The sequence below is a fragment of the Bacillus sp. FSL K6-3176 genome, from assembly GCF_038003325.1.
In the GTDB taxonomy this organism is placed as follows: domain Bacteria; phylum Bacillota; class Bacilli; order Bacillales; family Bacillaceae; genus Bacillus; species Bacillus altitudinis.
The window spans coordinates 595670-609030 of record NZ_JBBOOX010000001.1; the positions used below are offsets into that span (position 1 = coordinate 595670).

Annotated in this window: 12 protein-coding genes; 6 read left to right on the forward strand and 6 right to left on the reverse strand. The window is 41.7% G+C overall.

The annotated features are described in order from the left end of the window. Window positions 1-31: 31 nt before the first annotated feature. From MHB38_RS03035 to MHB38_RS03045, 3 genes are all read right to left on the reverse strand, one after another. A complete protein-coding gene (locus MHB38_RS03035) occupies window positions 32-382 on the reverse strand; it encodes a DUF4064 domain-containing protein (protein WP_008344359.1) in 351 nt (116 codons plus the stop codon). A 138-nt stretch (window positions 383-520) separates the two neighbouring features. Then, entirely contained in the window at window positions 521-988 is a 468-nt protein-coding gene (locus MHB38_RS03040) for a hypothetical protein (protein ID WP_048002791.1), read from the reverse strand. A gap of 124 nt (window positions 989-1112) precedes the next feature. Next, window positions 1113-1787, reverse strand: coding sequence for a hypothetical protein (locus MHB38_RS03045; RefSeq protein WP_116307530.1), 675 nt, complete (start codon window positions 1785-1787; stop codon window positions 1113-1115). A gap of 210 nt (window positions 1788-1997) precedes the next feature. Between MHB38_RS03045 and MHB38_RS03050 the strand changes: the two genes are divergently transcribed. Together MHB38_RS03050 and MHB38_RS03055 are read left to right on the forward strand one after the other, a co-directional pair. Then, the gene (locus MHB38_RS03050) at window positions 1998-2366 is read left to right on the forward strand and encodes an RlpA-like double-psi beta-barrel domain-containing protein (protein ID WP_003213878.1); all 369 of its coding nucleotides are present in this window, start codon (window positions 1998-2000) and stop codon (window positions 2364-2366) included. A gap of 73 nt (window positions 2367-2439) precedes the next feature. Next, window positions 2440-3489 (forward strand): TolB family protein, encoded by a 1050-nt coding sequence (locus MHB38_RS03055; protein ID WP_326115339.1) that lies wholly within the window; start codon window positions 2440-2442, stop codon window positions 3487-3489. 217 nt (window positions 3490-3706) lie between these two features. On the opposite strand, the gene MHB38_RS03060 is transcribed toward MHB38_RS03055, so the two are convergent. The 3 genes from MHB38_RS03060 to gabP all read right to left on the reverse strand — a co-directional run bounded on the left by MHB38_RS03060 (window position 3707) and on the right by gabP (window position 7362). Next, a complete protein-coding gene (locus tag MHB38_RS03060) occupies window positions 3707-4081 on the reverse strand; it encodes a carboxymuconolactone decarboxylase family protein (RefSeq protein WP_045034410.1) in 375 nt (124 codons plus the stop codon). 266 nt (window positions 4082-4347) lie between these two features. Beyond that, window positions 4348-5877, reverse strand: a complete 1530-nt coding sequence (locus MHB38_RS03065) for a multicopper oxidase domain-containing protein (protein WP_182489573.1) — start codon at window positions 5875-5877, stop codon at window positions 4348-4350. A gap of 96 nt (window positions 5878-5973) precedes the next feature. Continuing rightward, window positions 5974-7362, reverse strand: coding sequence for a GABA permease (gabP, locus tag MHB38_RS03070; RefSeq protein WP_341002355.1), 1389 nt, complete (start codon window positions 7360-7362; stop codon window positions 5974-5976). 482 nt (window positions 7363-7844) lie between these two features. On the opposite strand from gabP, the gene MHB38_RS03075 reads away from it, so the two are divergent. The 4 genes from MHB38_RS03075 to MHB38_RS03090 all read left to right on the forward strand — a co-directional run bounded on the left by MHB38_RS03075 (window position 7845) and on the right by MHB38_RS03090 (window position 13213). Further along, entirely contained in the window at window positions 7845-8744 is a 900-nt protein-coding gene (locus tag MHB38_RS03075; RefSeq protein WP_008344349.1) for a cation diffusion facilitator family transporter, read from the forward strand. Between the two features lie 102 nt (window positions 8745-8846). Continuing rightward, on the forward strand, window positions 8847-9809 hold the full coding sequence (locus MHB38_RS03080; protein WP_341002358.1) for an AAA family ATPase: 963 nt from the start codon (window positions 8847-8849) through the stop codon (window positions 9807-9809). Beyond that, complete coding sequence (locus MHB38_RS03085; protein ID WP_341002364.1) at window positions 9806-10996, forward strand: DUF58 domain-containing protein; 1191 nt, start codon at window positions 9806-9808, stop codon at window positions 10994-10996. Before MHB38_RS03080 ends, MHB38_RS03085 begins: the two co-directional genes overlap by 4 nt. 9 nt (window positions 10997-11005) lie before the next feature. After that, on the forward strand, window positions 11006-13213 hold the full coding sequence (locus MHB38_RS03090) for a transglutaminase TgpA family protein (RefSeq protein ID WP_341002367.1): 2208 nt from the start codon (window positions 11006-11008) through the stop codon (window positions 13211-13213). Window positions 13214-13361 lie beyond the last annotated feature (148 nt).

Here is a 13361-nt window from a genome sequence, read left to right on the forward strand (position 1 = left end):
GCGACCCTCTACAAGCTTTTTTATATCAACTTTATTCAGCTGGAACTGTTTTTACAGGCTCTTTTCTAAACACACCCATGCATCCTGCGATGAGGATTAATACAGCTGGAAGGATAAAGAACATAGAAATAGAAATAATACCACCAACAGCAGATACTAATAATAAAATCCCGCCAAGCTTTGCTTTTTTCTTCACGATAACAGATGCCACAATCGCAAGAATAGAGAAAAGCATTGCTGCCCAGCCTAATCCTGTGATTTGACTCGTACCTGATTCACTAAATGCGGCATCGAGTCCTCCAAAGGCAATGGCAAACATTGCACCAAAAAACCCAAAAATACCTCCAATTAAGCCTAAAACAAATTCCGTTGTTCTTTTCATAATACTTTCCTCCGATATGTAAATAAGAATTATTGGTACTTAAGAACCAACACAATCTTACTCATCGGCATTCTTTTCACAATGTTAATAGTTTTGTTAAAAAAAACAAGAAAATCCATAAAGGATTTTCTTGTCCAATTACTGGGCTCTCTCCCAGGTAATCTTTGTTTCATTTGTTGTTTTCTTTCCTTTTGCCAGTACTTTTCCGTTTTCCTGTTTCACGGTAATGTTTAGGTCATAAAAGGAGTAGAGGGCACCGAGGCTGTCATTTTCCGGTTTATGCAGGTTGTTTTCCTTTTCAGTGGATGCACCAATAGCTAGTGTTTTGGCAAAGTTCAAACCAATGACTTCAGCGTAATCACTATTGGTCTCAGATGAAGATGTCACGTTTAAGGAAATGACTTTTTTCTTTTGATCAACGGTGATCGCTGTGTCTTTTACGAGCTTAGACTGCTCCATGACCTCTTTCGTTTCATTTTGAATGCGTTGATTAATCGTTGGAAGTGCCGTAGATTCTGTTTTTTCTTCTTTTGCCGTATTTGAGCAAGCTGCTAGGATAGAGAAGGTTGCAACAAGACTCATGAAAACAAGTAGACTTTTTCTCACGTTCTTTCTCCTTTGTTCTTCAAAGTATGTATGCTTATGTTACCACGAATCGATGTTTTGATTAAAAGAGAAGTGTTGATAAGCTGTGAACAATCAAAAGCACCCAAAGTTGGGTGCTCGTGTTTTATTGTGCTGAAAGGGTTGTACTAAGTGGGATAGACGAAATGACCGTGAATTTTGGAGCCGGAGCACCAGATTCTAGATTTTTGCGTAAAAGAGATGATTTGACGGTGCCGTCCCATTTTTTATAGACACTTCCAGATGTATTTGCACGGAGCTGTACATTAGAGAAACTTGCTTGCGAGTAGCTGTTTGTTCCATTATCTTGTACGCCGTGTACCATTTTGACGACATCGAGGTCTTTCAGACGACTAGGGTTGAAAACAGGCTGTTTATAACGCAGTTTCCCGTTGACGTATAGTGACACTGTGCCATCACCATTGTTGATGAGCTTTAAGTTGACACGATCGCCATCCTTTATGCTCTTATCATATTCACTGTTCCAATATTGACTGCCGCCTTGCGAGCCGCTGCCAAGAAAGACCTTATAGCCGGAAGACGTTTTTGAAATACCGCTCTCTACAACGGCAGAACCGAGACCAAGATACCAGTCGGCATAGCCATTTTTAATGGTGGCTGTTTTTGGCAGCACAATATCAGCCGAGATACCTGACCATTTGGCTTCATCCGTTTGTGTCACGATGGCGCCGTGACGAGGACCAGCCGCAGAGGCAGGAATACTTGAAAGCATCAAAACGAAGATCAAACTTACACTCAAAACGATGAACCACTTTTTCATGAAAATTCCTCCTTATATTTGATTCATTTCTATTATATAAAACGAAAGGGAGGGATCTACTGACAATGTTCTGGCTGTTTTTGGTGAAATTTATGAACAAAATCGGTCATTAAGTGGTCAACTTGTATTCGAATTGTAATGTGACTGTAAAATAACTGGGTGCATCTTCATGTATAATAGGGTCAGAAACCAAATACGGAGGATTTTTTAATGAATAAAAAGCTTATCGCGACAATCGTAACAGTAGCTAGTTTATTTTTAGCGTTTAGTTTCTCACATGGAGCAAGTGCAAAAAAAGTAAGCGGCAATATTACATGGTATAATGGTGTCGGTAAAAAAGGCGCAGATGGAAAAAAACTCGGTCATTGGGATGCAGCAACGAAAATGGGATTTGACGTACCGAAAAAAGGTACAAAACTAAGAGTGACAACAAAAGCGAAACCACATAAAGTGATTACAGTATATAAATATGATGTAGGTAGAATGCCAAACGCAGTATTAGACGTAAGTCCGAAAGCATTCAAAGCACTTGGGTATAAAACAAGTAAAGGTGTCGTCAAAGGGCATTACACTTATTAATACATAGGCATGCAAAGAAGCGGGAAAAGTTCATTTTCTGGCTTCTTTTCTTGTGGAGAGGGTCTGAAAGTCAATGAAAAAATCAACATGGTGGATCATCACAGTAATTGGAGTCGTAGTGATTGCGGCCGTCATCTTCTTCATGATGAAGCCGGGGCAAGAGGCAAAACATGCAGGAAAAGTGAAAACAAATCAAGATGCAAAAGACGAATTGCTTGTTTCATTTACGGATCAAAAGTTAAACAATACTTATTACTTGCATGACAAGGCGCTTCATACAGAGAAACTGACAGCATATCCTTCAATTGCTTATGATCAGGCGAAGCAGCTTTTATATTACACGTATACAGATGAAGACACACAAAAAGTAAGTATACGGGAATTGAATGTGAAAACGGATAAAGAAAAAACGCTCTTTACGAGTGACGATTCAATCGACAGTATGAGACTTTCTGGTGACGGAAAACAGTTATATCTAAGGTATAACAAGGATTCAGGTGAGCAATTTTATGTAGCGTCTTTTGATTTGAAAACACAGAAAGTGAAAGTGTTATATCCAAAAAAAAGTGATGATGATACGGTGAGTTCTTTTGCTTATGATCCAGCATCAAATCTGTTGGCCATTCAGCATTATTCGTTAAAAGAGGATTATAAAAAGACGGATGAGGCAAATGAAAAAGGAATGGATCCTGAACCAACGACCATGAAGATTACCCTTCAAACAGGTGAGAAGGGAAAGCGAATTGCACGTATTTCTCAAACCATCAATGATATTTCTTTTTCACCAGATCATAAAAAACTCATTTATACAGAAGTGAAGGTTCGAAATGAAAAAGAAGTATCATCTATTAAGGTGATGGATGTAGATACAGGAAAAACAAAGACACTCGTTAAAAACAGCCAAGATGTGCGTATTTTAAGTGCTGCCCAGCCGCAATTTTCTGCGGATGGTACATCTGTTTATTTCTTAGGTGTTGCAAAGAACGCAAAGGAATTAAAGGATGACACAGGACGAAAGGCGAAGGTCAGAACCATTTTTGAATATGATATTAAGAAGAAAACAGTAGAAACCGCTTGGGAGAAAGAAGGCGGGATTGTTAACAATTTCACTGTCAATCGGTAAAAGGTGCGCGTTCAGTTATTTTATATAACTGGACGTTTTTTTATTTTGTCATGGGATGTGTCGGTGAAAAATGCGGTTTGTGAAATGAACATCACTTTTTAAGCAAGGAAATGAGTGGTATTTTGATATTTTGCTACTGTGACAGAATCAGCGTAAGAGAGTAAAGTAAGTGGAAATAAAAAAACGAGAGGACAGAAGACTTCTCGTTTTCTCTTATTTATTTATTGTTTTCATCTAGTAAGTTTTGAAAAATAAACAAGGCATTAATGGAATGAGGGAATCCTGCAACCTTTGTACAGTGCTTAATGATCTCCATAATCTCTATAACAGAGAGCCCGATATGTAATGCTTGTACAAAATGAGCTTTTAACTCTTCATCACAATCACCTTTTGCAATGAGAGCCGATAATGTGCTGATGGTCTTCTGTTTTTCATCTAATATGAAGTGATTGAATTCTTTTTGTTCACCGAGTTCAATTGTTAGTTGTTCAATGTTTGATCGAATGCTCTCGTTTTCATGAATTGAAAGCTTCTCCCTGTTACCTGCCACTGTTTCTTGCTTGACCTGGCAAGTCTCTTTTTCTTCATTCAAATTGAACTCCTCCGTTTTTTATGACGATTTTCTATTTGTTCGTGCTTGGTTTCTTAAGTGCCTTTTGATAGAGGTAATGGGTATATAGTAGTATTATCGGTTTACTTCGTCAACTTTTTAAGTGTGGAATGTTCAAAAAAATGCCATTCATGCGATACATTGTTCGTTTTTCTCATGGAGATTGAAAAGAAAATAGAGGGCTAATATATAGAAGCTGTTAGCCCTTTTTATATTACGCAATTAAGAGAGAGGAGGTTTCATATTTACTAAATGATATCCATCGGCCGCATCATGTCATAATCTTCGTGTTCTAAAATGTGACAATGCCACACATATCGTCCGCTATATGGGACAAACCGAGCGATGATGCGAATGACTTCACCAGCATGCGCCTGAATTGTATCCTTGTAGCCTTGTTCATGCAAAGGAGGCGCTTCATTTGGTCCCGTGTACACGATTTCACCTGTTGATTGATAGATGTCTGTATCGAATGGTCTTCTATCAATCACCCGAAATTGAACAAGATGTAAATGAATAGGGTGTGTACCCCTTGTTGGGTTGACAATGTTCCATACCTCTACACTACCAAGTCGAGGATTTTCCGTGACAGGATCATTCCAAAACCGGTTATCTAGTAATAAAATCGGGCGCCCATATTTATCTTGTGTGCCAGTAAGCGTTAGCGTCCGCTCGTTATCAGCTCGGCTCGGCCGGAGCGGTGGCAGTGGTTTGAAGATCGGACGTAATGTTTTAGCTGCTCTTCCTTTGAGCGGACGAGTGACTTTAAATTGCATAATGTTCGCATCTGTTTCTGGATTGACATCCTGACCGCAGCCTGCCGAATTTTTTAAAACAATCGTTTTGTTTTCGTAAGCTGAGAAGTCGATGATGACATCAAAACGTTCAGCAGGTGCAATGCTAAAAGATTGGTGATGAACAGGTCTTGGCAAAAAGCCGCCATCAGATCCAATTTGTAAGATTGTGGCGTCGTTATCTAGATGAAGCTCGTAAGTTCTTGTATTGGACGCGTTTAAGATACGAAAACGATATTTTCGAGGCTCTACTTCTAAATACGGCCATACTTTTCCATTGACTAAAATCGTTTCCCCGCAAAAAAATGGCACGATGGAGGGATCTGGAAGGTCACTATCTTCTGGTGTGTTATTTGGTCTACTTGGGTAAAACAGTGCGCCATCCTCCTGGAATGTCCGGTCCATGATCATTAAAGGGATATCATATTCATCTTTCGGTAATTCGAGTGATTTTTCAAACGCATCTGAGATCAAATAAAAGCCAGCCAATCCGGCGTATACATTTAATCGTGTCAATGCCATGGCATGATCGTGATACCACAATGTGCATGCTTGCTGGTGATTAGGGTATTCGTAAACCTCTCGTTCAAAGAAGGGGCCGGTCGCTTCAAAGTCTCGCGAAAACCAAGCCTCCGGATAACCGTCACTGCTTGCAGGTGTCACGCCCCCATGCAGGTGAACGACTGTTTTGACTTCGGGTTCATCATGATGTCCAGCGTGAATGGTATGATCGACAGGCAGGAAGTGTTTCAGCGGCAATTTGTTCATCCATTTCACTTTGACCTTTTCATTTCGATTCGCTTTAATGGTTGGACCCGGCAAACTGCCATTATAGGTCCATAGCTTGGTTGGGGGCAGATCTCTATGAACTTTTAGGAACACCTCCTCCATAGCGATTTCATAATACGTTTGTCTTGGGTTTTTTTTGACGGGCTCTGCGACTTCTGGAATTGGCAGCTCGTCAACAAACTTTTCTAGGTTCATGTTGACTAATCCTCACTTAAAATCAATTTGATACATTATAAGTGCGGACATCTAAATAGGTGAATAAAATAAAAAACCCGCTTTTCAGCGGGAGAATTAAGGGTGTTTATTTTCAAGCGCTGCACTTGCAGGCACTTTTTTATTCGGTTTAAAGATGAAGTAGGCGGCTAGTACACCGATGGTAATGATGCTTGTCAGTATGAGCTGAGGTCTCATCGATTCGATAAACAGCATAGAGGCCAAGATGGCGCAGATGACCAAAATGGTAAAGTACGTAAGGTATGGGAACAGCCACATTTTGATTTTGAGTTGTTCTGGATTTTCTTTTTCAATTTTACGACGCATTCTTAATTGTGAAACGGCAATGACCAAGTAGACAAGAAGTGCAATGGCACCAGAGGCATTGACTAGAAATAGAAAGATGGTTTCAGGGTAAAAGTAGTTCATCATGACGGCAATATAGGAAAAGAAGGTACCTGCGACTGTCGCTGCTACAGGGACACCGCGTTTGCTGGTTTTCATAAAACGTTTTGGTGCTTCGCCTCTTTCAGCTAATGAATAAAGCATTCTGGACGTTGTGTATAGGCCGGAGTTTAAACAAGAAAGAACGGCTGTTAAAACAATGACGTTCATGACTTGAGCGGCTGATGGGACACCGATGTATTCTAATACTGCAACGAACGGGCTTGTTAAAATATTCGCTGAATTCCATGGGAGTAACGTGACAACGACGGCGATCGACCCAACGTAGAACACAATAATACGCCATACAACTGAACGGGTAGCTGTTGTCACAGATTTGACAGGGTCTGCTGATTCACCTGCGGCAATTGCCACAATCTCGGTTCCCATGAAGGAAAAGATGACAACGACAATCCCGAGGAGCACAGAGCCGAACCCGTTTGGAAGGAAACCGCCATTCCCCGTTAAATTGGCAAGACCTGCAGTATGATGACCGCCAAAACCAAAGATAAATGCAAAACCAATGAGTAGGAATAGAATAATGCTGACGACTTTAATCAATGAAAACCAATATTCAAATTCGCCAAAAGATTTAACAGAAAAGATATTTGTCAAAGTTAAGAGGATTGTGAGGATAAGACTTGTGAGCCAAACAGGTGCATCTCCATACCAATATTGAATAATGGCAGCACCGGCAATGGCTTCGATGGCGATGACGATGACCCAGAAGAACCAGTAAAGCCAGCCGATTGTAAACCCGGCCCACGGGCCGATGGCGTCGCTCGCATATTGTGAGAAAGAGCCGCTTGTCGGATAGGCACATGCCATTTCTCCAAGCATTCTCATAATAAAGATGACCAGAAGTCCGGCAAATGAATAGGAAAGAATCGATCCAGGCCCTGCAGAATGAATGACAGCACCACTACCAACAAATAGCCCTGCCCCAATGACCCCGGCAATGGAGATCATTGAAATATGTCTTGTCTTAAGGTTTTTTTGAAGACCGTTTGTCATGTTGGACATTTCTTTACCTCCAAACATTTCTCTTTTATTCAAGAGTTTGTTTTTAGAATATTTTAAATTTTATCATACTGAATTGTCATTCAGCATTGGACAGGTTATCAAACTGACATTTCAAACCTCTTAACATGATGTTAAAAAGTATAAAGGATTTGAGAGATTATGTTCCCTCATTTTCCTCTGCCCATTCTTAAAAATAGCATAAGAAGGAAGAAAGAAAAGTTGTGTTTTAAAATAAAACTATTCTGACAATTATATAGTAGAGTGATTTTGTTCTTTTTCATTTTTCGGGGTGGTTTTGAAAAACGTTGATGGGAGTAGGTCTTGAGGTCAATTGACCTTATAAAAATAAGTTTGCTTAGGTCAACACATTTCTATGTATCCTATTTTGCTGATTCAAGCGAATCATGTTGCTGTAGACCCACACGGGCTTGGCTTTGTAAGATAAATATAGAAAAGTAATGTGTGAGGAGGCGCTGTTCGGTATGGAGCGCTACAACGAATTAAGACAAGGTGAAACAGGTGCTTGGGTCAGCATTATAGCCTATGTGATCTTATCTGCTGTCAAACTGATCATTGGGTATGTGTTTCATTCAGAAGCCCTTTCCGCAGATGGCTTGAATAATACGACAGATATCATTGCTTCGCTTGCCGTATTAATTGGGTTGCGTATTTCTCAGAAGCCACCTGATGAGGATCATCCATACGGTCATTTTAGAGCTGAAAATATTGCGTCACTTGTGGCTTCCTTTATTATGATGCTTGTCGGGCTTCAGGTTTTGCTGAGCGCAGGCCAGTCGCTTTTCTCATCAGAGCATCAAACGCCTGATATGATTGCAGCTTGGACGGCAGCAGGAAGTGCTGTTGTGATGTATGGCGTGTATATGTATAACCGTAAACTGTCTAAACGAATTAATAGCCAGGCGCTATATGCCGCAGCGGCTGATAATAAATCAGATGCTTATGTGAGTATCGGGACGTTTGTCGGAATTATCGCCTCTCAATTTCAGCTGGCGTGGGTTGATACGCTTGCTGCGTTTGTGATTGGCTTAATTATCTGTAAAACGGCGTGGGAGATTTTCCGAGATGCGTCTCATTCGTTAACGGACGGTTTTCATATAAAAGATATGTCTAAATATAAAGAGACGATTGAAGCGACACCAGGAGTGGGCGATTTGAAAGACATTAAAGCTCGTTATCTTGGAAGCACCGTCCATGTGGATGTGGTCGTTGAAGTAGAACCGCATTTAAACATCGCAGAAAGCCATGATATTGCAGATGAAATTGAACGCAGAATGAAGCAGGAACATGATATTCTACACTCTCATGTTCATATGGAACCAGCAAGTGAGCCTAAAGAGGAGCAGAAGTCTTTTCCGTCGTGAGAAGGCTTCTTTTTTCTACGTGTTGATGTTTCATGCAAATGCGTGTTGTATGGTAAAGTTAGACTATATGAAAATTGACGGAAACGTGATAGGAGGATCAGGATGGCATTTGATGAACCGATGCATTCAGATTTACAAAAAATCGTAGATAACATCAATAAAGTGATGGTAGGGAAAAAAGATATTGCGATATTAAGCCTTGTTGCGATTTTGGCGAAGGGGCATGTGCTATTAGAGGATGTGCCTGGCGTTGGGAAGACCATGATGGTTCGTGCTCTGGCAAAATCCATTGGGTGTGAGTTTAAGCGAATCCAATTTACGCCTGACCTTTTGCCTTCAGATGTAACAGGTGTGTCGATTTATAATAAAAAGACAAACGAGTTTGAATTTAGACAAGGACCGATTATGGGGCAGATTATTTTGGCTGATGAAATCAACCGAACCTCTCCTAAAACACAATCAGCCCTTCTTGAAGCGATGGAAGAAGGCAGTGTGACAGTGGACGGAGAAACGATGCCGCTGGCAGATCCTTTCTTTGTGATGGCAACGCAAAATCCAGTGGAGTATGAGGGAACCTATCCACTTCCAGAAGCGCAAATGGATCGCTTCTTATTTAAGCTGCAGATGGGGTATCCAACCATGCTGGAGGAGCTTGAGGTGCTGAATTTGCAGGAGAAGCAAACGCCAATTGACACGCTTCAGGCAGTCATGACAAAAGATCATATCCATGCTTTGCAGCAAGCGGTTCAGACCGTACATGTGGATGCATCGATTAAAGAATATATTGTCGAAATCGTCCAAGCGACGCGAAATCATTCGTCTGTCTATTTAGGCGTGAGCCCAAGGGGTTCAATTGCATTGATGAAAGCGGCTCAGGCGTATGCGCTGTTGAACAGGCGGGATTATGTGATTCCTGATGATGTACAGTATTTGGCGCCTTACACATTGCCGCATCGCATGATTTTGACATCAGAAGCAACGTATGAAGGGAAGAAGGCGGAGACACTGTTGCGACAGATGATTGAGCATATTGGCGTACCAGTTCAAAAGTCGATGACTCAATGAAGTCACGTGACCGTTTCGCTTTTTCACTATGGTTACGGGTGTTTATGCTCCTTCTTCTCACGGCAACAGCCTTTTGCTATGCCATGTTTCAGGGCGGCTTTGTGAGCTGGTTCCTTTTCTATGCATTTTTACCATATGCTTTGTATGCTTTGTTGTTTGCCCTTGTTCCACTTCGTGCAACAGCCAAAAGGACATTACAGTATACCCGCTTAAAGGCAGGGGATGTGCTGTCTGTTGACCTTGAAATCAAGCGGACGAATTTATTTCCGTACGTGTACGCCATACTTGAGGATGACCCGCCGGATACCTTCCATTTACAGGAACAGATTGAAATGAAGCGAATGATCTTTCCATGGTTTCGGAAAACGTGGCGATTTTCGTATCAATTCAATGACATTGTGCGGGGAGAGCATCAATTGACGGCAATTAGAATCAAAACGGGTGATATGTTTGGGTTTGTTGAAAAAGAAGTGATTCTTCCACTAGAGAAAAAATTGCTTGTGTATCCGAAAATGTTGGATATTCCTGTTGAATCTGCTGCATCGGTGAATGAAAATGGAGGCAAAGCGGTGCACTCTTGGTTAAATGAACCGACAAATGTGACGACAGGTGTGCGTGAATACCAGCAAGGAGACCGTTTCGCTTGGGTGGACTGGAAGACAACAGCTAGAAGAGGTCAGCTCATGACGAAGGAATTTGAACAGAATCAGACAAAGGATCTGGTGGTGTTTGCTGATTTTACAGATGAAGCCGCTTTTGAAACGATTGTGTCTATGGCCGCATCGGTTCTGCAAACGGCTGTGAAAAAAGGGGTGCCAGTAGGTCTTGTCCCGCTTGGGGATCAGCACTTATTTCGAGTGGATCAAGGAGAGTGGCATTTACAGGACATGCTCTACTATTTAACAAAGGTGCAGTATCAGCCGTCTCGTTTACCTGATTATCAATCATTAACAGCGAGTGAGCACCAGCAGACAGGAAAGTATGTGGTGACAGGTCATCTGCAAGAAGAGCTTGTTGCCATTTTACTTGGGAATCGAAACAGAAAGAACATCACCGTTCTTTTAGTGAAGAGAGCCGTTGATCGATTGACGGCAAAAGAAAAACAGCTTGTGGACCGGCTTAAAGCTTCTGGGATACACACGACCCTTTTATTTGAGGACCGGCTGCACGAAAGAACTGTGAGGTGACAAACATTTATGCTGCATATGCATCAGCGGCAAAGCCGTTTTGAGTTGTTCATCTATTATGCTGTCGCATTTCTGCTGCTTTGGGAGTGGCTTCGTCCGCTTCAAGATTTTACAGAGACGAGTCATACGTCTTATTTCATCATTTTTATAGGGCTTACGTGTTTGTTTACGTTCTTTCGATTGAAGTGGTATGTGACGTTTCCTATTTGTGCTGGATTGATCTTGCTCGCATTATACTTGATTTTTTATCAATCAGAGCCAAGTTATCTGCCTGCGCTGTTTGCTGATATTCAAGATAATATTTCTTTGATGAGCATGGGCATGTGGAGTGACATGTATCCGTCTTTCCGCACATTGTTGTTTTATATTTTGCTTTGGCTACTTGTTTATTTGCTTCATTATTGGGTTGTGTATCAGCAGCGTATCTTTTTCTTTTTACTGATGACGATTGTATATGTCACGATTCTTGATACGTTTACGCCTTATGATGCGACTTTTGCGATCATTCGAATTATGGTATTTGGCTTTTGTTTACTTGGCCTGCTCTATTTCGACCGGCTTCGTTCGGCTGAAGGTGTGCGGGTGTCACAGAAAGCGCGTCTCAATTGGTTCTTACCCATGCTGGCGCTTGTCCTTGTATCAGCATCACTCGGTGCTTCTTTGCCAAAATCTGATCCAAAATGGCCTGACCCTGTTCCGTTTTTTAAAGCGGTCACGAATCAAGATGGTTCTGCCGGGCAGAATAAGGTGGGATATAGTGCGGATGATTCGTCGCTTGGGGGACCGTTTAGTGAGGATCGTACACCGGTATTTAAATGGAGCGGAAAAGAGCCGTCTTATTTTCGTGTAGAAACAAAAAGTATTTACACGGGGAAAGGCTGGGAGGATGCTTCAAATGATACGAAACCTACTCGGTTAAAAGGGAATGAAGTGCCGAATCGGTGGTTTACCAATCGCGTGAAAACAGAGGAGCATGAAACGAGAGTCGATATGGAATCAAATTATCGATTTAATCATGCTGTTTATCCGATTGGTACGGTTATGCTGACGCCAATGGAAAACATTCCACTGCAAATGATGGGCAAAACGGAGAAAATTGTCCCGTCTACTCAAAACCCGCCCAAAAATTTAGGGAACTATCGAGTCAGCTTCTTATCACCTACATTTATCCTAGAGGACTTACAGCGAATCAAAGTGCCAACCAAGAAGCAAGTGAATCAGCAGGTCGGACGTGAATACTTGCAGCTCCCATCCTCGCTGCCAGAGCGTGTGAAAACATTGGCGAACAGCTTAACGGAAACGAAGGATAATATGTATGATAAAGCAAAAGCGATCGAGGATTATTTAGGATCTGCGAAGTTTTCATATGAAACCCAAAATGTCGCTGTGCCTGGGCGTAACGAAGACTATGTGGATCAGTTCTTATTTGACACAATGATTGGCTATTGTGATAACTTTTCAACCTCGATGATTGTCATGCTTCGCTCGATTGGAATTCCGGCGAGATGGGTGAAAGGGTACACGTCAGGTCAATTATATGAAACACAGATGGATGGAAACAATGTGTATGAAGTGACCAATAACAATGCCCATTCATGGGTAGAGGTGTATTTTCCAAACCGTGGTTGGGTGACTTTTGAACCGACAAAAGGGTTCACGAACCCAGAGACATTTACGAATGAAACCACGGCTAACAACGACCAAGCAGATGATCAAGAGGATGAAAAAGATCAGCCCGCATCTGATCAACAAGAAAACGAGCAGACACAGCAGCCGCAGCAACAAGAACCAGAACAGGCGGCAAAACAAGAGGAACAAGCTGCTAAAGCAAAGCCAAGTATGGTTCATGTTGGTTCAATCTTGGGTTACGCAGCAGGTGTGCTTGTCCTTCTTGGCTTCATAGGCTGGATGCTTTACCGGTTCAGAGCAAGATGGCTGCCAATCTTTATTGTGAGAAAGGTAAAACGTCTGCCAGATGAGGAAGCTTTTTTCTACGCATATGCTGCTCTATTAAAGCAGCTAAGGCGCAGAGGGATCGAGAAAAAGCCAGGCATGACGCTAAGAGAATTTGCTTCTTTGATCGATGACAAGGAAAGGAATCATCACATGTCTGAACTAACGCAGTTCTATGAGCGGGCGCTCTACAGGCGAGAAGATGCGTCGGCGCTTTGGCAGCAGTCGGTGAAGTTATGGGAAAATTTAATAAACAGGAGATAGTCTTGACCACGTACCTTCCTGTTGTTAGAATAGGTGAATATTAAAACCTTCTAAAATACATGAAATTGAAGCGTTCGGATGTGAGTCTGGGCGCTTCAAAAGCGTGATTTACACTGAGAGAGGTTTTCTCCTCTCATTTTTTCTGTGC